Origin of the sequence: Thalassobaculum sp. OXR-137, from assembly GCF_034377285.1 — a bacterium.
In the GTDB taxonomy this organism is placed as follows: domain Bacteria; phylum Pseudomonadota; class Alphaproteobacteria; order Thalassobaculales; family Thalassobaculaceae; genus Thalassobaculum.
Map to the genome: position 1 here is coordinate 2,019,818 of NZ_CP139715.1, position 17,463 is coordinate 2,037,280.

16 protein-coding genes are annotated in these 17,463 nt (G+C 64.4%); 12 read left to right on the forward strand and 4 right to left on the reverse strand.

What is annotated here, in order from left to right; all coding sequences use genetic code 11:
- Positions 1 to 148 precede the first annotated feature (148 nt).
- Together speD and speE are read left to right on the forward strand one after the other, a co-directional pair.
- A complete protein-coding gene (gene speD, locus T8K17_RS09485; protein WP_322334262.1) occupies positions 149 to 655 on the forward strand; it encodes an adenosylmethionine decarboxylase in 507 nt (168 codons plus the stop codon).
- Positions 652 to 1,500 (forward strand): polyamine aminopropyltransferase, encoded by an 849-nt coding sequence (gene speE / locus T8K17_RS09490; protein WP_322334263.1) that lies wholly within the window; start codon positions 652 to 654, stop codon positions 1,498 to 1,500. Before speD ends, speE begins: the two co-directional genes overlap by 4 nt.
- A gap of 72 nt (positions 1,501 to 1,572) precedes the next feature.
- Here the strand turns inward: speE and T8K17_RS09495 are convergent, their stop codons facing one another.
- Together T8K17_RS09495 and T8K17_RS09500 are read right to left on the reverse strand one after the other, a co-directional pair.
- Positions 1,573 to 3,297 (reverse strand): hypothetical protein, encoded by a 1,725-nt coding sequence (locus T8K17_RS09495; protein WP_322334264.1) that lies wholly within the window; start codon positions 3,295 to 3,297, stop codon positions 1,573 to 1,575.
- A gap of 198 nt (positions 3,298 to 3,495) precedes the next feature.
- A complete protein-coding gene (locus tag T8K17_RS09500; protein WP_322334265.1) occupies positions 3,496 to 4,638 on the reverse strand; it encodes a succinylglutamate desuccinylase/aspartoacylase family protein in 1,143 nt (380 codons plus the stop codon).
- A 139-nt stretch (positions 4,639 to 4,777) separates the two neighbouring features.
- On the opposite strand from T8K17_RS09500, the gene T8K17_RS09505 reads away from it, so the two are divergent.
- Positions 4,778 to 6,679 carry a glycosyltransferase gene (locus tag T8K17_RS09505; RefSeq protein WP_322334266.1) on the forward strand — a complete coding sequence of 634 codons (1,902 nt, stop codon included), beginning with the start codon at positions 4,778 to 4,780 and terminating at the stop codon, positions 6,677 to 6,679.
- Positions 6,680 to 6,688: 9 nt separating this feature from the next.
- Here the strand turns inward: T8K17_RS09505 and T8K17_RS09510 are convergent, their stop codons facing one another.
- Complete coding sequence (locus tag T8K17_RS09510) at positions 6,689 to 7,615, reverse strand: glycosyltransferase family 2 protein (protein WP_322334267.1); 927 nt, start codon at positions 7,613 to 7,615, stop codon at positions 6,689 to 6,691.
- Between the two features lie 318 nt (positions 7,616 to 7,933).
- On the opposite strand from T8K17_RS09510, the gene rfbC reads away from it, so the two are divergent.
- The 8 genes from rfbC (at position 7,934) to T8K17_RS09550 (ending at position 16,140) form a co-directional block, all read left to right on the forward strand.
- Positions 7,934 to 8,491: a dTDP-4-dehydrorhamnose 3,5-epimerase gene (gene rfbC / locus T8K17_RS09515; protein ID WP_322334268.1), complete on the forward strand. Its 558-nt coding sequence runs from the start codon at positions 7,934 to 7,936 to the stop codon at positions 8,489 to 8,491.
- A gap of 20 nt (positions 8,492 to 8,511) precedes the next feature.
- Positions 8,512 to 9,594 carry a dTDP-glucose 4,6-dehydratase gene (gene rfbB, locus T8K17_RS09520; protein ID WP_322334269.1) on the forward strand — a complete coding sequence of 361 codons (1,083 nt, stop codon included), beginning with the start codon at positions 8,512 to 8,514 and terminating at the stop codon, positions 9,592 to 9,594.
- Between the two features lie 2 nt (positions 9,595 to 9,596).
- Positions 9,597 to 10,499, forward strand: coding sequence for a dTDP-4-dehydrorhamnose reductase (gene rfbD, locus T8K17_RS09525; RefSeq protein WP_322334270.1), 903 nt, complete (start codon positions 9,597 to 9,599; stop codon positions 10,497 to 10,499).
- Entirely contained in the window at positions 10,499 to 11,380 is an 882-nt protein-coding gene (gene rfbA, locus T8K17_RS09530) for a glucose-1-phosphate thymidylyltransferase RfbA (RefSeq protein WP_322334271.1), read from the forward strand. Before rfbD ends, rfbA begins: the two co-directional genes overlap by 1 nt.
- A 33-nt stretch (positions 11,381 to 11,413) precedes the next feature.
- On the forward strand, positions 11,414 to 12,670 hold the full coding sequence (locus T8K17_RS09535; RefSeq protein ID WP_322334272.1) for a M23 family metallopeptidase: 1,257 nt from the start codon (positions 11,414 to 11,416) through the stop codon (positions 12,668 to 12,670).
- Positions 12,671 to 12,770: 100 nt separating this feature from the next.
- On the forward strand, positions 12,771 to 14,195 hold the full coding sequence (locus tag T8K17_RS09540; protein ID WP_416153197.1) for a circularly permuted type 2 ATP-grasp protein: 1,425 nt from the start codon (positions 12,771 to 12,773) through the stop codon (positions 14,193 to 14,195).
- A gap of 4 nt (positions 14,196 to 14,199) precedes the next feature.
- Positions 14,200 to 15,153: an alpha-E domain-containing protein gene (locus T8K17_RS09545; protein ID WP_322334273.1), complete on the forward strand. Its 954-nt coding sequence runs from the start codon at positions 14,200 to 14,202 to the stop codon at positions 15,151 to 15,153.
- A gap of 66 nt (positions 15,154 to 15,219) precedes the next feature.
- Positions 15,220 to 16,140, forward strand: coding sequence for a transglutaminase family protein (locus T8K17_RS09550; RefSeq protein WP_322334274.1), 921 nt, complete (start codon positions 15,220 to 15,222; stop codon positions 16,138 to 16,140).
- A gap of 45 nt (positions 16,141 to 16,185) precedes the next feature.
- Here the strand turns inward: T8K17_RS09550 and T8K17_RS09555 are convergent, their stop codons facing one another.
- Complete coding sequence (locus T8K17_RS09555; protein ID WP_322334275.1) at positions 16,186 to 16,377, reverse strand: hypothetical protein; 192 nt, start codon at positions 16,375 to 16,377, stop codon at positions 16,186 to 16,188.
- A 127-nt stretch (positions 16,378 to 16,504) separates the two neighbouring features.
- Here T8K17_RS09555 and T8K17_RS09560 point away from each other — a divergent pair, with 127 nt between their 5' ends.
- Positions 16,505 to 17,404, forward strand: coding sequence for a LysR family transcriptional regulator (locus T8K17_RS09560; RefSeq protein ID WP_322334276.1), 900 nt, complete (start codon positions 16,505 to 16,507; stop codon positions 17,402 to 17,404).
- Positions 17,405 to 17,463: the final 59 nt, after the last annotated feature.

Consider the following 17,463-nt stretch of genomic DNA (forward strand, 5'->3'; position numbering starts at 1 on the left):
AAACCGGCGAATATTCGTGATGCCCGCCCCCTGTGGGGTGGGTTTTCTTGTCTGCCCATTCCGCTCGTCCCGTAGGGCTCCTCGTGGTCCATGGGGGTGGAGGGTCTAAGGGTAGCTGGGTCAATCTTCTGGTTAGGAGGAGTGAGACATGGAACTCACCGCCAAATTGGGGATGGACTCGGCCACTCAGCCGAGCGAATTCCAGGACGAATCCGCCCGTCGTCATAGCGACGACAATGTTATCCGGCTCCCCTCCACGGGTTTCAGTAGTTCGGACGAACGCTTCGACCACTTCGTCAAGCGCGACGGTCTGACCTTCGCCGGCACGCATCTGATCATCGATCTCTGGGGCGCCTCCCGGCTCGACGACATCGAGCATATCGAGACGGCGCTGAAGAAGTGCGTGACCGAAGCCGGTGCGACCTTGCTGCACATCCACCTGCACCACTTCTCGCCGAATGGCGGCGTGTCGGGCGTGGCCGTGCTGGCCGAGTCCCACATCTCCGTCCACACCTGGCCGGAATGCGACTACGCGGCGTTCGACGTGTTCATGTGCGGCGACGCGCAGCCGCACAAGGCGATCGACGTGCTGAAGGAGGCCTTCGAGCCCGAGCGCGTCAATGTCGGCGATCACCGGCGGGGCATGGTGGTATGACGGAATGGTTCACGGAGACGCTGCACCCCTGGCTGGCGCAGCGCCTCCGCATGGATCGCGTGCTCTATCGCGAGAAGACCGAGCACCAGGATCTGATCATCTTCGAGAACGAGAAGTTCGGTCGGGTGCTCACTCTCGACGGCGTGGTTCAGACCACAGAGGGCGATGAGTTCGTCTATCACGAGATGCTGACCCATGTGCCGCTGACGGCCCATGGCAATGCCAAGCGCGTGCTGATCATCGGCGGCGGCGACGGCGGCATGGCCCGCGAGGTGCTCAAGCACCCCGAGGTCGAGTACGTCACCATGGTCGAGATCGACCGTGCCGTCGTGGACATGAGCGTCGAGCACCTGCCGTCGCTCAGCGCCGGCGCGTTCGACGACCCGCGCTTCGAGCTGGTCATCACCGACGGGGCCGCCTATGTGGCCGAAACCGGCGACCGGTTCGACGTGATCATCGTCGACAGCACCGACCCGATCGGTCCGGGCGAGGTTCTGTTCACCGCCGAGTTCTACGCCAACTGCAAGCGCTGCCTGACCGAGGGCGGCATCGTGGTGACGCAGAACGGTGTGCCGGCCCTGCAGGGCTCCGAGGTGACTAATTCCTGGAACCGTCTCGGCAAGAGCTTCGCCGATGTCTGGTTCTTCGTGGCGCCGGTCCCGACCTACCAGGGCGGCTTCATGGCCTTCGGCTGGGCGACGGACGACAAGGCCAAGCGCAAGACCGAGCTGTCGGTCCTGGAAGAGCGTTTCGCCAAGGCGGACATCACCACCCGCTACTACACCCCGGCGGTGCACCAGGGCAGCTTCGGCCTGCCGCGCTTCATCCTGGACCTGCTGACGTAAGTCGGTCCTCGATTACCCGAATTTCAAAGCCCGCTCCGGTGCATCCGGGGCGGGCTTTTTCTTCGTTGCTATTCATTCGGGCAGAAGGGCCCGGTCATCAACTGCTCCAGGAGGAAACCAGAGAACAACTTCAGCGTCATTGGTCGAAATCGGATCTTTTGATAATAAGTCATTTTTGTATTTATTATAGCGCATTTCCATATAATTAAAGCAATTGCTGTAAGTGTTGTAATATTGATTTTTTCCTCCTAGGGAGCAAGTCAACTCGAAAACCTGATCAAAGTAATCGTGGGCATTCACTACTAGTGTTTTTGCAAAGCTTGGGAGTTGACCTCGATGAACAACCAAATTTCTAGTTCGGTATATACGGTGAATTTGCCATTCCACTCGGCGTTCGTGATCTTCTACTGCCTTGTGGGTGGCTTGACGAGATTTTAAGGTTTTATGATGGGTATAGGTTCTATATCTGAGAAGGTGAAAATCTCCCATATTCTTAAATAAATCAGACAGAATATCTTCGTTTTCTTTAAGAGATAGAAGGCAATATAGTTGTTGCAGAAGGTTGTGATCTTCACCGCATTTTGCGGATTTAATGGCGCGATATGCCAGTTTTCTATTCCACCGTAAAATATCCCCGAGCAAGCAGCGTAGGAGTCTACTCATATAATTTAAACCAATAAAAGGCAAAACTCCATGGGTAACATTTGATATTGTGCTACCTGAGAATGATTCAGGAGTTATTGTTTCCAGTGCGGTCCAAATGTTTACAAGCTGATTTTCTACGGAGGTAGAATTAGTGCTCATTCCATGGAAGCTCACGGCGTTAAAAAATTTTTTCTTATCGGGTCCGTTTGGGAATCGTATTTCCTTCATCATAGTTTCCATAGCCCTGGCAGCTCGGGCCGGTAGTTTGTCGCGGACGAACTGCATTCTGTTTAGTGAATTTGAATAAATTCCCTTAATTTCAGTACAGCATTTTTGAATGACGTAGGACCCATCGCCGATACTCAAGGAGTGCTTGTGATTAAAAAGCCCATATACGTGATGTAGTCTAGCAATACGATGATTGGCGACTTCGACTGCCTCGTATGGATCTTTTGCCCGAACATCGTCGCTCACAACAACGCGTTGAAAATACTCACCGCAAACTGGATCTATATGTTCTTTTAAGTCATCTACGTCATCTTTGTTTATTATCTTAGCGCCAAACGCACTTAGATAGGAGTCCTCTACTAAATGTACTTTAGAATCTATGGGTGTTACAACTTTGAACCAATGAGTGTGAGGAAATATAATTTTCCAGAAATTTCGTACATCAATATCGTTTGGTACTTTTTCCTCAAAAAAGAACTTAACAACGGAATTATGAATCCATTGACTGCTTAGCCCAAGATTAATAAGAGAAGAAACTAACTCTCTGCACAAAAAATCAAGATCTATCTTGCGGTCTAATTTTTCTTCATCCAATATGCGCTGAATTAATTTAAAGCATTTAATTGAATATGGGTATTGCTTAATTTCTCCTGATAATACTGACAAGCGTTTAAAAATTTCTTCTGGAGAAGTCTTGTCGACTTGGAAAAAACTATCTAAATCAATATTCACCATCTCTTTAATTATGGGGTTTCCCCGGGTTCTAGTTTCAAGTTCCTTTAAAAGGTGAAGTGCGCCCGGTAGCGCTTTTATATTATGCTTTGCATAATCTAATGCATCGAGACACTCTATAACAAGGGTAGGCGGCGTCGCTGTTGGGGGACGGTGGCTGTCTAAAGTATATTCGAATGATAATTCATCCATTCTTTGGGCAAAAAATACAAGATTATTTCGTGAATCGGGCGTTTCCCAAGACGTCAAACTCCGATATAGCATTATTGTGCCTTTCTATTCTAAGGTTGTGCTAAATATTTGAAGGTACGCATATTCATTTATGTTTTACGCTTCGCCTTTGGTGGAATTTCAAATTAATTCGAAAGTTAATGCAAGGCGTTATCGATGCTAGTCCGTCAGATGGCTCGACGTCACCGTGACGGGCCGGTTGCTGGCGATCTTGGCCACCGTGGCGCCGGTCGGGGCGAAGCGCTGGATGCGGCGGGCATAGACGATGCCGTCGCTCTCGGCGAACAGCTCGGTGCGGCCCTCGGCCGGGTCGTCGGCGGTGGGGTCGATCAGGTCGGCGATCGGCTGCCCTTCCGTCACCTCGGCTCCCAGCGGCACCCGGAAGCTGATGATGCCCGGGGTCGGCGCCTGCACCCGCTCCATGCCCTCCACCGGAACGGTGCGGACGGGGGAGGCGGTATCGATGTCCAGCTCCGCCCCACCGTCGATGATCCCGTAGCGCTGCAGCGTCCGGTACAGCCGGTCGGCATCCTCCTCGGCGAGCGCATCGCCCACATCGCCGGCGCCGCGCAGCTCTACCGTCGAGCACAGGCAGCCCGCGCGCATCCCGGCGGCGCTCAGCTCCTCGTCGAGTTGCCGCCACGGGGTGGTCAAGGCCTCGTCGTAGGACATCGCCCCGGTCGGGTTGGTCAGCAGGGTGACCTCGCTGCCCAGCAGGCGCGGCAGGTCGCTCGCCTGCGGCCAGTGCATGGTGTCGAGGTAGAGGTGGACCAGCCCTTCCTCCTCGCAGTGCAGGTCTAGGGCGAGGTCGGCGTCGCAGCCCAGGCGCATCAGGGTGATGCGCAGATAGTCGATCTCGGTTTCCGCCATGCTGGCTCGGTCGGCCAGGATGTCTGCGATGACCTCGCGCACCAGCGCCACATTGGCGGCGGCATCGCCGCTGAGCCGGCCGCGCACGGCGTTGGCGACCTCGCCCGCGATGGCCGGATAGCCGCGGTTGAAGTTGGCGCCGTCGGCCTCGGCGAAGCGGCCGGACACGTTGCCGCGCGTCACCTGGGACAGGCCGATCGGATTGGCGATCGGGACCAGCATGATATGGCCGAGGATCTCGTGCTCGGCCGCGTCGAGCCGGCGGATCAGGTGGTGCAGCGCCAGCGACCCGGCAAGCTCGCCCGCGTGCACGGCCGCCTGGATATACGCCTTCGGCGTAGCGTCGGGGTCGCCGTAGGTGTGGACGGTGAGATAGCGCTCGGTGCCGAGGCTCATCGGGGGCAGCGGGAAACGCGAAACGATGCGGGTCATTGCGTCCTATGGGGCGGCTCGTTCGAAGGTTGAGGCATTGGCCTGTCCGACCGCGGGTCTGTCAAGTCCGAGGACGCTCGCACGGGCTTCCCGGCGTGGTAGGGTGAGGCTCCGATTTTCGAGCAAGCGATTTGAGACCGTGCCCGCAGCCCCTCCCGTTGCCTCCATCCTCATCGTCGCCTACCAGTCCGGCCCCGACCTCGCTCGCTGCCTGGAGGCGCTGGACCGTCAGACCCGGCGCGACTTCGAGGCGATCCTGGTCGACAACGCCTCCACGGACGGGTCGGTGGAGGCGATCCCGCACTACGACTGGCTGACCGTGGTCCGCTCCCCGGACAATCTCGGTTTCGCCGCCGGCAACAACCTTGCCGCCCGCTCGGCCCGCGGGCGGTATCTGGTCACCCTCAACCCGGATGCCTTCGCGGAACCCGGCTGGCTTGCCGCCCTGATCGCCGCCGCCGAGCGCCACCCCGGGGCCGCCAGCATTGCCTCGGTGCAACTGCTCGATGCCGATCCGGACCGGCTGGACGGGATGGGGGATCCCTATGCCCCCTGGGGGGCGGCCTGGCGCGGCGGGAAGGGCGGCCTGGCGGTCCCGGTCGTCGAGAGCGAGGTCTTCGGCCCCTGCGCCGCCGCGGCGCTGTACCGGCGCGAAGCGTTCGAGGCTGTCGGCGGCTTCTGCGAACGGTTCTTCTGCTACTACGAGGACGTGGACCTGGCGCTGCGGCTGCGGCGGGCCGGCTGGCGTTCGGTGATCACCCCCTGGGCTATCGTGCGCCATGTGGGATCGGGCTCCACCGCCTCGGATTTCGTGCTGCGCCACGCCACCCGGAACCGGGTCTGGACCTACATGCGGGGGATGCCGGCGCTGGCCGGGCTGGCCTTCGCGCCGGTGATGGCGGGGCTGGCGCTCGCCGGCGTGCTGGCGGGCGTCCTGCGCGGCGGTGCCGGTGCGCGGGCGAGGGCGCTGCTGGAGGCGCTGCGGGCGGTCCCGGTGACCCTGCGGGAGCGCGCGGCGATCGCGCAGACGGCAGAAGCGGGCGCGCTTGCGGCGATGACCTGGTCGCCGCTGCGGTTCCTGCGGCGGGGGATCGACGCCCGGCCGCTGGCCGATCTGCCGGCTCGGCTCTCGGGCGGCGTTGCGGAGGACCCGCGCGTTTTGGCGGTGATCGTCAGCTACGAGCCCGATGACCGGCTCGACGGCGTGCTGGACGCGGCGCTGGCCCAATGCGCCCAGGTGGTGCTCGTGGACAACGGCAGCGCGCCCGAGGTTCGCGCCCGGTTGCGCGGCCGGGCCGATCGCTCGGATGCGCTGACGCTGGTGGAGAACGAGGCGAATGTCGGGCTGGCGGCGGCCCAGAATCAGGGGCTGGAGATCGCCCGCTCAGCCGGGACCGACTGGATCCTGCTGCTGGACGACGACAGCGTGCCGGCGCCCGACATGGTGGCGCGGCTGCTGGGCGGCTGGACGGAGCTGGCGGATCGCGGGCGCGTCGGCCTGCTGTCGCCGCGGCTCAGCGATGCGGAGGGCACGCTGAAGCCCTATCTGCTCTCCAGCGGCACTGGGTGGGATCTTCGGCGGGCGCGGATGGCGCCAGGGGCTGTGGTCCGCGACGGCGTCTTTGCCATCGCCTCGGGCAGCCTGATCCGGCGCGACGTGCTGGAGGTGGTCGGGCCGATGGCCGGGCCGTTCTTCATCGACTATGTGGATATCGAGTTCAGCCTGCGCCTGCGCCGGGCCGGGTTCGAGATTGTCGGCATAGGCGACGCGGTGCTGACCCATCGCCTGGGCGAGTTCCACGAGACCGAGGTGCTGGGCCGCAAGGTGGCGTTGAACACCCACTCCGCCTGGCGCCGCCGGCTCATCCACCGCAACCGTGTGCGGGTCTGGCGGCGCTTCGCCGCCCAGGTACCGGCCTGGGTCGCCTGGGACGCCACCGCCGCGCTATACGATGTCTGGAAGGCTGCGGTCTACGAGACCGACAAGGGCGCAAAACTCCGCGCCATTTTCGGCGGTTTCATCGCGGGATGGCGCGACTGACCGCCCGGTCTATTTGCCGCCGCCGGTCAGCCGAGCGCCGATCCAGGCCAGCGTGATCGGCACCGCCCGTACGGCCAGCCGGGCGAAGATCGCCGCCCCGATGATGCGCAGGATCAGGTCCGGATACTGGGGCCGGAAGTGCTTGCGGAAATATTTTGTGGCGCTGATCGACTTGTGCCATTCGACGGTGAAGGGCGAGACCCGGCTGGTGCCCTTCACATGCATGACGGCGACATCGGGGACGTAGAGGATCTCGCCGCCCGACTTGATCACCCGCATGCAGAGATCGACGTCCTCGACATGGAGGAAATACTCCTCGTCCATGCCGCCGAGCGCGTTGTAGCTGTCGGTCGGCATCATCATGAACGCGCCGGAGATGCACTGGACCGGGGTCACCTTGTCCAGCGGCTCGGTCTCGTTCAGGTTCAGACGCTGGAAATGCGGATGGTCCGGCATCAGCTTGTCCAGGCGGAACAGTTCCACCAGACAGGTCCAGGGCGTCATCAGGTTGCGCCGGCCGCCGCGCTGCTCGCTGCCGTCCGGGTTCTCGATCCGCACGGTCGCCATGGTGGCGTTCGGCGCGTCGTCGAACACTGAGAAGACCCGGCCGACGACGCCGGGTCGCAGCACGCAGTCCGGATTGAGCAGCAGGATATAGGCGGTCTTGGCATAGCGGACGCCGAGATTGCAGCCCTTGGAGAAGCCGACATTCCCCTGGCCGCGCACGACGATCAGCCGTTTGTCTTCGGCGGCAAGCGCATCGATCGCGGCACGGGTATCGGCCGAATTGCCGTTGTCCACCAGAACGACGGATCGCACCCCGTCTTGTTCAAGGGCGGCGGAAACACTGTCTAGCAGGACGGCACCGGTCCGGTACGACACGACGACCACGGTACAGGCATGGGCACGCACCGGCTCGCGAGGAGGGTCCGGCATGGTGCTGGCTGCTACCGTCCGGGGTCGCAAGGGAACGACCCGTCGGTCGAAGGGTTCTGTCGTCAGGCTCATCAGGTCCCGATCGGTTTCCTTGCCATTATATTCCGCCCGCCTCCTTATTATCAGGAGTTCGGTAGCATACCATCGTGCCAAAATGCTGCTTTCGCAAATGATAGCATACAGCGCCGCGGCGAATAAGCGCGGCGGCCTGCGGAGTTGTGGACGTCAGTTGCGCCATGCTATCACCCGCCGCGGTTTCTCGCCCGCCCTCGAACGATCCCTACCTCTGGGCTGGCCAACGCATGCGGAGGATACGACGTGCAGGTAGAATCGCTGGCAATCCCGGACGTTAAGATCCTGACGCCGAAGCGGTTCGGAGACGCCCGCGGCTTCTTCTCCGAGACCTACAACAAGGCCACTCTGGCCGGACACGGGCTCGATCTGGAGTTCATCCAGGACAACCATTCCATGTCGCAGCCGGTCGGCGTGCTGCGCGGCCTGCATTTCCAGACCCCGCCCTTCGCCCAGGACAAGCTGGTGCGCGTGGTGAAGGGGCGGATCTTCGACGTGGCGGTGGACATCCGGCAGGGCTCGCCGACCTACGGCAAATGGGTCGGCGCGGAGATCTCGGCGGACGCCTGGAACCAGATCCTGGTGCCGGTCGGCTTCGCCCACGGTTTCGTCACATTGGAGCCGGACACTGAGGTGATCTACAAGGTCACCGCTCCCTATGCGCCGGAGCACGACAAGGGTCTGGCCTGGAACGATCCGGCTATCGGCATCGACTGGCCGCTGAACGGTGTCACGCCGACCCTGTCCGACAAGGACACCAAGCATCCCGGGCTGGCGGATCTGCCGGCCTATTTCTCGATCTGATCGCGGCGCTGGAGACGAGCATGGCGACACCGAAAACGGTTCTGGTCACGGGCGGCGCCGGCTTCATCGGCTCCGCGGTCATCCGCCTGCTGATCGCCGAGACCGACGTCCGGGTGGTCAATGTCGACAAGCTGACCTACGCGGCCAGCGGCACCGCCCTGGCGGAGATCGAGGACAGCAACCGCTACGCCTTCGAGCAGGTGGACATCACCGACTCGGCGGCGCTGAAGACGGTGTTCGAGACCCACGATCCCGATGCGGTGATGCATCTGGCGGCGGAATCCCATGTCGACCGCTCGATCGACGGGCCCGAGGCGTTCATCCACACCAACGTGGTCGGCACTTTCCGCCTGCTGCAGGCGGCGCGCCAGCATTTCGCCACGCTGGAGGGCGAGCGCAAGGCCGGCTTCCGGTTCCACCACATCTCAACCGACGAGGTGTTCGGCTCGCTCGGCGACGAGGGCATGTTCACCGAGGAGACGGCCTACGATCCGCGGTCGCCCTATTCCGCATCCAAGGCCTCCTCGGACCATCTGGTGCGCGCCTGGGGCGAGACCTACGGGCTGCCGATCGTCCTGTCGAACTGCTCGAACAACTACGGGCCGTTCCACTTCCCCGAGAAGCTGATCCCGCTGATGATCATCAAGGGCCTGCGCGGCGAGCCGCTGCCGGTCTATGGCGACGGTCAGAACGTGCGCGACTGGCTCTATGTGGAGGACCACGCCCGCGCCCTGTGGACCGTGCTGTCGAAGGGCACTGCCGGCGAGAGCTACAACATCGGCGGCCACAACGAGATGTCGAACCTCGCGGTGGTGCAGACCATCTGCGACCTGCTGGACCGCTACGCGCCGCCGCTGGCCGGCGTGACGTCCCGGCGCGAACTGATCACCTTCGTCACCGACCGGCCCGGCCACGACTTCCGCTATGCCATCGACGCCGCCAAGATCGAGCGCGATCTCGGATGGACCCCGCGCGAGACCTTCGAAAGCGGCATCGGCAAGACCGTGCAGTGGTATCTGGCCAACGAGTCCTGGTGGCAGCCGCTGCTGGACCGCAACGTGCTGGCCCGCGTGGGCACCGGCACCACCGGAAAGACAGGCTGAGCATGCGGGTTCTGGTTACCGGCGTTACCGGGCAGGTCGGCGGCGCGCTCGTCCGGATGGCCGCGGACGACGCGGCGGCGGGCATCGAGATCGTCGGGGTGGGTCGGGATCGCCTCGACCTCGCCCAGCCCGGCCTTGTCGACGGCGCGCTGGACGCGGTGCGACCGGACCTGGTGGTCAACCCCGCCGCCTATACCGCCGTCGACAAGGCCGAGCAGGAACGCGACCTCGCCTTCACCATCAACCGTGACGGCCCGGCCGCCCTGGCGGCGGCCTGTGCTGAGCGGAAGATCGGTCTGATCCATGTCTCGACGGACTATGTGTTCGACGGCGAGGGAACGCGGCCCTACCGGCCGAGCGATCCGGTGTCCCCGCTGGGCGTCTACGGCGCCTCCAAGGAGGCCGGCGAGACGGCGATCCGCCACGCGCTGGAGGACCACCTGATCCTGCGCACCGCCTGGGTCTACGCGGCCCGCGGCGCGAACTTCATGAACACCATGCTGCGGGTCGGCAAGGATCGCGACGAGCTGCGGGTGGTCGACGACCAGCACGGCACGCCGACGGCGGCGGTCGATATCGCCGCCGCCATCCTGGCGCTGGTCCGCGCCCGCATGGAGGCGTCGCCCGTGGCGCCCGGCACCTACCACTACACCGCCGATGGCGAGACCACCTGGCACGGTTTCGCCGAGGCGATCTTCGCGCGGGCCGAGAGGCACTGGGGCCGGCGGCCGACGGTACAGGCCATTCCCTCCGCGGAATATCCGACCCCGGCGAAGCGGCCGGCCTATTCGGTGCTCGATACCACCGCGCTGATCGAGGCGCTGCCGACCCTGCCGCACCGGTCGTGGCAGACGGCGCTGGATGAAGTTTTCGCCGCCCGCATGGCGGCAGAGGAGACGGTCTGATGAAGGGGATCATTCTGGCGGGCGGGTCCGGGACCCGGCTCTACCCGTTGACCATGGTGGCGAGCAAGCAGCTCCTGCCGGTCTACGACAAGCCGATGATCTACTACCCGCTGACCACGCTGATGCTGGCCGGCATCCGCGAGATCCTGGTGATCACCACCCCGCAGGACCAGCCCGCCTTCCAGCACCTGATGGGCGACGGCACCAAGTGGGGCATCGAGATCACCTATGCGGTCCAGCCGGAGCCGAACGGTCTCGCCGAGGCGTTCATCATCGGCCGCGAGTTCGTCGGCAACGACCCGGTCGCCCTGGTGCTCGGCGACAACATCTTCTACGGCCACGGCCTGACCGACATCCTGCAGCGCGCCCGCGCCGAGGCGTCGGGCCAGGGCGGGGCGACCGTCTTCGGGTACTATGTCAGCGATCCGGAGCGTTACGGCGTCGTCGATTTCGACGAGGAGGGCCGGGCGACCTCGATCGTCGAGAAGCCGGCCAACCCCGCCTCCAATTGGGCGGTGACCGGGCTGTATTTCTACGACAACACCGTTCTGGACGTCGCCGCATCGATCAAGCCGTCGCCGCGCGGCGAGTTGGAGATCACCGACGTGAACAAGGTGTATCTGGACAACGGCACCCTGCGGGTCGAGCGGATGGGCCGCGGCTATGCCTGGCTCGACACCGGCACCCATGCGAGCCTGCTGCAGGCCTCGGAGTTCGTGCGCACCGTCGAGGAGCGTCAGGGGCTGAAGATCGCCTGTGTGGAGGAGATCGCCTTCTACATGGACTATATCGACGCCGAACAGGTTCTGAAACTCGCCGCACCCCTGGCCAAGTCCGGGTACGGTGAATACCTGCAGAGAATGGTCCGCGCGCGGCACTGACGCGGCGCGCGAAGATCCGGAGGCCGCCCGCCTATGTTCCGTGCCGCACTCGCCCTGATCTTCTGCGCCGCGCTCGCGTCCTTCGCCTACGCGTTCTGGCTCGTCCTGGCTCCGGAGGGCCATAACTGGAGCGTCGACATTCCGGTCGAGCGCTATCTCGACCGCAAGCAGGATCAGTCGACGGCAGCGCCGGATGCCGCGCCGCCCACCGCTGCGCCGCCAGCCGCCGAGTCGTCAGCCGCCGAGGCGCCGGCGTCGGTTCAACCTCCGGCCGTCGCGACGACGGATCCCGCACCGGCTCCGAGTCCAGCACCCGCGCCGCCGCCCGCCGCCGATGATCGGCCGATCACCCTGTCGCTCCCGATCGCCTGCACGCCGGGTACGGATTGCTGGGTGGTGAACTACGTGGACCTCGATCCCGGTCCGGGCCGCAGGGACTATCGCTGCGGAGAGATGTCCTATGACGGCCACAAGGGCACGGATATCGGGCTGGCCAACGACGCGAAGATCGAGGGGGCGGTCCCGGTCCTTGCGGCGGCGCCCGGCAAGGTGATGGGCGCGCGGGACGGCGAGGCGGATCTCGGCACCGCCGGCATCGCGGCGGCCAAGGCCGCCGGCAAGGAATGCGGCAACGGCGTGCGCATCGATCACGGCAACGGCTGGGCCACCCAGTACTGTCACATGCGCAAGGGCAGCGTGGTTGCCCATGCGGGCCAGGAGGTCGCCGCCGGAGACGTGCTGGGCGCCGTCGGCCTGTCCGGCATGACGCAGTTCCCCCATGTCCACATGTCGCTGGAGCACAACGGCACCGTGGTCGACCCGTTCCGCGGGGTCGAGGGCGGCGACGCCTGCGGCGTGGGCCGCCAGCCCCTTTGGGACGATGCGGCCCTGACGTCCCTGACCGCGCTTGCCGCCCCGTCGCTGCTGGACGCGGCGATCTTCGACCGGGTGCCCGACAGCGATGCCGCGGCGGCCGGCGACGCCGCGCTGACCACCCTGCCGGCGACCGCGGAAAGCGTCGTCGTCTGGTTCCGTGCCGTGGGGATCCAGCCCGGCGATACGGGCCAACTCACCTTGCGGATGCCCGACGGAACGGTCGTCGCCAGCGATACGATCACCTTCGATCAGACCAAGGCGGTGATGTTCCGGGCGGTCGGCGTGCGGAACTCCCAGTCGAAGTTCCCCGACGGCCTGCCGCTCGGCACGTGGACCGGGCAGGCCGTTCTCACGCGTGACGGGCGGGTGACCGGCGAGCGCACGGTGCAGGCGACGGTGGCGGCTACCAACTGACGCGTCAGCAGCAGCCGTTGCACTGCATTCGCCCGCTTGTTAAAGCTATAAGCCAGTTTTCGTTAATGCACGGGAGGCGGCTATCCGCGCGCGGCACCGACTGCTTGAAGACTATGATCCCGATGGGTTCTTCTGCGAATACCAGGGCGACGCACAGCGTCAGCAGGTGCTCGCCGGCCTCTTGAAACGGCTTAACGGTACGACGCCGAAGGAACTGACTCGCCTGTCCAAGGCGGTCGACCGGGAACTTTACAACCTGGGCATCACCTTCACGCTCTATCACGAGGGCTCGTCCGTCGACCGGGTCCTGCCCTTCGACCTGATCCCCAGGGTCCTGACGCCGGCCGACTGGGAGATCATCGAAAGCGGCTCGATCCAGCGGGTGCAGACCCTGAACCTTTTGCTGGCCGACATCTACGGCGAGCAGAAGTGCATCAAGGACGGCATCCTGCCCGCCGATCTGGTGTTCAAGAATCCGAACTACCGGCCGGAAATGGTCGGGCTGAAGGTGCCCGAGAACTGTTACGTCAATGTCTGCGGCGTCGATGTGGTGCGCGGCGGCGACGGGCAGTTCGTGGTGCTGGAGGACAACGCCCGCAGCCCGTCCGGCGTTTCCTACGTCGTGGAGAACCGCCAGCTCATGCGGCGGACCATGCCCAATCTGTTCGAAGGCATGAACGTCCGTCCGGTGCTGGATTACGGCCTGCGGCTGCACCATGCGCTCTGCGAGGCGGCCCCCGCCGGGGTGAGCGATCCGCAGGTTGTCCTGCTGTCGCCCGGCCCGTTCAACTCGGCCTATTTCGAGCACGTGTTCCTGGCCCGCGAGATGGGCATCCCGCTGGTCACCGGGCAGGACATGGTCGTCGAGAACGACAAGGTCTATATGCGCACCACCGGCGGGCTGATGCCGGTGCACGTGATCTACCGCCGCATCAACGACGACTTCCTCGACCCCGAGGTGTTCCGCGAGGACAGCATGCTCGGCGTGCCGGGTCTGATGCGGGCCTATGCCAAGGGCAACATCACGATCGCCAATGCGGTCGGCACCGGCGTGGCCGACGACAAGGGCGTCTATGCCTACATTCCGCGGCTGATCAAATACTACCTCGACCAGGACGCCATCCTGCCGAACGTGCCGACGAACCTGTGCCGCGAGAAGGACGGGCTGCAGTATACGCTCGACAATCTCGACAAGCTGGTGACCAAGCCGGTGGGCGAGGCCGGCGGCTACGGGGTGGTGATCGGCCCGCGTGCGTCCCTGCGCGAGCTGGAGGCGACCCGCAAGGCGATCGAGAAGGATCCGGCGAACTACATCTCCCAGCCGATGGTCGAACTGTCGGTGTCGCCGACCCTGATCAGCGGCCGGGTGGAGCCGCGCCACGTGGATCTGCGGCCGTTCTGCGTCACCGGAAAATCCACATGGGTGTTACCGGGCGGCCTGACGCGCGTTGCCCTCAAGAAGGGCTCGCTGGTGGTCAACTCGTCCCAGGGCGGCGGGTCCAAAGACACCTGGGTTCTGGAGTAACGCCATGCTGTCACGCTACGCAGAGAACGTGTACTGGCTTGGCCGCTATGTGGAGCGGGCCGAGAACCTCGCCCGTCTGCTGGACACGCACGGCTCGTTCGCCCGCGATCCCCGCGCCACCGGCGACTGGGAAGCGGTGATCCGGATCAACGCCGACGAGGAGCTGTTCTTCAGCCGCAACAAGGAAGCCACGGCCGCGGCGGTCGTGTATTTCTACCTGATCGACCCGAAGAGCCCGACCTCGGTCCTGAACTCGATCGGCTATGCGCGGGAGAACGCCCGCACGGTGCGCCACCTGATCAGCACCGAGCTCTGGGCCCATCTCAACACCTTCTACGGCGAGGTCCAGGAGCTGAAGCGGCGGGACATCAGTCTTGCCCGGCTGTCCAAGGTGGCCGCCTTCATCAAGACGAACTGCCAGACCCATACGGGCATCGCCGAGGGCACCCTGTATCGGGACCAAGCCTACCGGTTCTATCAGCTCGGCCGCCATGTGGAGCGCGCCGACCAGACCTCCCGTCTACTCGACGTGAAGTACCGCCAGCTGCAGAGCGTGGCGGAGGATCCGGGCTCGCCGATCGATATCAGCCAGTGGAACGCCCTGCTGCGCTCCGCCGCCGGCTACCAGGCCTATCGGCGCACCCGGCCGGGCAGCATGAGCACCAGCGACGTGGCCCGCTTCCTGATGTCGGACAGTGAGTTCCCGCGCTCGATCTGCTTCTGCCTGTACCGGATCAAATACGACCTCGCCTGTCTGGAGAGCGAGCATGGGCTCGAGCTCGGCGAGCGCTTGCGGGACAATCTGGGGCGGGTGATGGAGATCTCCGGGCAGACGCCGACCGACCGGATCGAACCCGCCTGGCTGCACAAGTTCGCCGACGCCATCCAGGACGGTCTGCTGGGACTCAGCGGGGCGCTCGGCGAACGGTTCTTCGGGCTGGTCGAGGCGGCGGACTAGGCGGAAACTGTTTGTTTATGTTTGGCGAGTAGTCTTTGCGGCGATCAATGTCGTGGGCACGCTGCCATGCAGGTCCTGAGCATCATCCATCGGACGGAATACTCGTACCGCGAGCCGGTACGCTTCGGCGAGCATCGCCTGCTCTTCCGTCCGCGCGACAGCCATGACATGCGCCTGGTCGACAGCCGGCTGAAGATCCTGCCGGCCTCCAGCGTGCGCTGGATGCACGACGTGTTTTCCAATTCCGTCGCCGTGGCCCGGTTCGACGAGCCGGCCGAGCGGCTGCTGTTCGAAAGCGTGATCGTGGTCGAGCATTACCCGGCCCGCGCCCCGGTCTTCGAGATCGACGATCACGCCCGCTATCTCCCCTTCGCCTATGCCCTGGACGATCTGCAGGATCTCGGCCGTTCCGTCGTGCGTCACCACCCCGACGACGGTGCCATCGAGGCCTGGGCCCGGTCGTTCTTCACGGGCGCGAAGACCGAGACCCTGGATCTGCTGCGCGGGATGACGAAGAGCGTGCGGTCCGACTTCGCCTATCGGCCGCGCGAGGAGGAGGGGGTGCAGTCGCCCTCCGTCACCCTGGCGCGCCGGCGGGGGACGTGCCGCGATTTCGCGCTGCTGATGATGGAGGCGGTCCGCTCCCTCGGCCTCGCCGCCCGGTTCGTTACCGGCTACGTCTTCGACCCGGCTGTGGAGTCCGCCGCCCCTGTGGTCAACTCGATCCGGGGCGGCCAGCCGATCCAGGGAGCCGGCGCCACCCATGCCTGGGTCCAGGTCTATCTGCCCGGAGCGGGTTGGGTGGAATACGATCCGACCAACGGCATCATCGGCGGCGAGAACCTGATCCGCGTGGGCGTGGCCCGCGACCCGAGCCAGGCGATCCCGCTCCAGGGCAGCTATTTCGGCCCGGCGGAGGCCTTCGTGAAGATGGATGTCTGCGTCGACGTCCTGCGCGGCAACGTGCTGGAAAGCCGGGCGGCGTAGGGCGTTTTATCTTCTCCTCCGAGGGAAGGGGTCAGTGAGGTCACCCTACTTCGTCTTCAGCACGAACTCCATGCCGCTGCGGGTGCCGACATAGATCCCCGGTTTGGTCCGTCGCAGCGACAGGATCAGGCCGGAGACCATCACGTCGACCCGGTCCCCCTGCATCCGCACCACCTGGGCGTCCAACTTCTGATCGGTGTCCGTGCACTCGACCGTGACCGTGTCGTCCAGGCGCATGGCTGCGCTCCCTGCTGCAGAGGATCGGACAACGATAGCCGATTCGTGTGACGCCCGCCTGCTTTCGATATCGTCGGATCTGATATAATTCGCTCTCAGCGATCTCACCTGTCGGTCGGAGGATGCCGTGGATGTTCAGGACCTGAAGGTATTCGAGGCGGTGGCCCGCCATGGCGGCATGAAGCGGGCGGCGGAGGAACTGGCCACCGTCCAGTCCAACGTGACCGCCCGCATCCGCGCCCTGGAAGAGGATCTGGAGGTCCGCCTGTTCGACCGGCACAGCCGGGGGGTCGTGCTGACATCCGCCGGCGAGCGGCTGCTGCCCTATGCCCAGCGGGCCGCGGTGCTGATGACCGATGCCCGCCGCGCCGCCCGCGACGACGGCCATCCGTCGGGATCGCTGGTGGTCGGATCGCTGGAGACGACGGCCGCGCTGCACCTGTCGCGCCCGCTCGCCGCCTATGTGGCCGCCCATCGCGAGGTCGATCTGGTCCTGCGCACGGGCACCACGGCGGAGCTGATCCAGCGGGTGCTGACCGGCGAACTGGAGGGCAGCTTCGTGTGCGGCCCGGTCGCCCATCCGGAATTGGAGGTGGAGACCGTCTACCACGAGGAACTGGTGCTGGTGGCGCCGCCGGGGCTGGGCGCCATCGAGGCGCTGTCGGCCCGGCGCGAGGTGCGGATCGTGGTGCTGCGGGCTGGCTGCTCCTACCGCCAGCGGCTGGAGGAGATCCTCGCCCGGCGTGGCATCGTCGGCCTGCGCATTCTGGAGTTCGGCACCATCGAGGCCATCGTCGGCAGCGTCGCCGCCGGTCTCGGTGTCACCCTGCTGCCGCGCGGCATCGTGGCGGCAGCCGAGGCCGAGGGCCGGGTCGAGCTGCACCGGCTGCCGCCGGAAGACGGTCTGGTGGAGACGCTGTTCATCCGCCGGGTCGACGGCCACAGCTCCAGCGCGCTGACCGCCCTGATCGCCACGGTGGCGGATCCGGCCGTCGCCCGCCCCGCGCTGGTCGCCGCCGCCGAATAGATATCTCACGAAGCGATCGCCGGTATCGGATCAAATCGCTTCTCGTGAGATCGCCCTGT

Excerpts from the sequence above, each read along its gene's own strand:
- speD (WP_322334262.1), top strand. The coding sequence starts at position 149 with ATGGAACTCACCGCCAAATTGGGGATGGACTCGGCCACTCAGCCGAGC.
- speE (WP_322334263.1), top strand. The coding sequence starts at position 652 with ATGACGGAATGGTTCACGGAGACGCTGCACCCCTGGCTGGCGCAGCGC.
- T8K17_RS09495 (WP_322334264.1), bottom strand. The coding sequence starts at position 3,297 with ATGGATGAATTATCATTCGAATATACTTTAGACAGCCACCGTCCCCCA.
- T8K17_RS09500 (WP_322334265.1), bottom strand. The coding sequence starts at position 4,638 with ATGACCCGCATCGTTTCGCGTTTCCCGCTGCCCCCGATGAGCCTCGGC.
- T8K17_RS09510 (WP_322334267.1), bottom strand. The coding sequence starts at position 7,615 with ATGCCGGACCCTCCTCGCGAGCCGGTGCGTGCCCATGCCTGTACCGTG.
- rfbB (WP_322334269.1), top strand. The coding sequence starts at position 8,512 with ATGGCGACACCGAAAACGGTTCTGGTCACGGGCGGCGCCGGCTTCATC.
- rfbD (WP_322334270.1), top strand. The coding sequence starts at position 9,597 with ATGCGGGTTCTGGTTACCGGCGTTACCGGGCAGGTCGGCGGCGCGCTC.
- rfbA (WP_322334271.1), top strand. The coding sequence starts at position 10,499 with ATGAAGGGGATCATTCTGGCGGGCGGGTCCGGGACCCGGCTCTACCCG.
- T8K17_RS09535 (WP_322334272.1), top strand. The coding sequence starts at position 11,414 with ATGTTCCGTGCCGCACTCGCCCTGATCTTCTGCGCCGCGCTCGCGTCC.
- T8K17_RS09545 (WP_322334273.1), top strand. The coding sequence starts at position 14,200 with ATGCTGTCACGCTACGCAGAGAACGTGTACTGGCTTGGCCGCTATGTG.
- T8K17_RS09550 (WP_322334274.1), top strand. The coding sequence starts at position 15,220 with ATGCAGGTCCTGAGCATCATCCATCGGACGGAATACTCGTACCGCGAG.
- T8K17_RS09555 (WP_322334275.1), bottom strand. The coding sequence starts at position 16,377 with ATGCGCCTGGACGACACGGTCACGGTCGAGTGCACGGACACCGATCAG.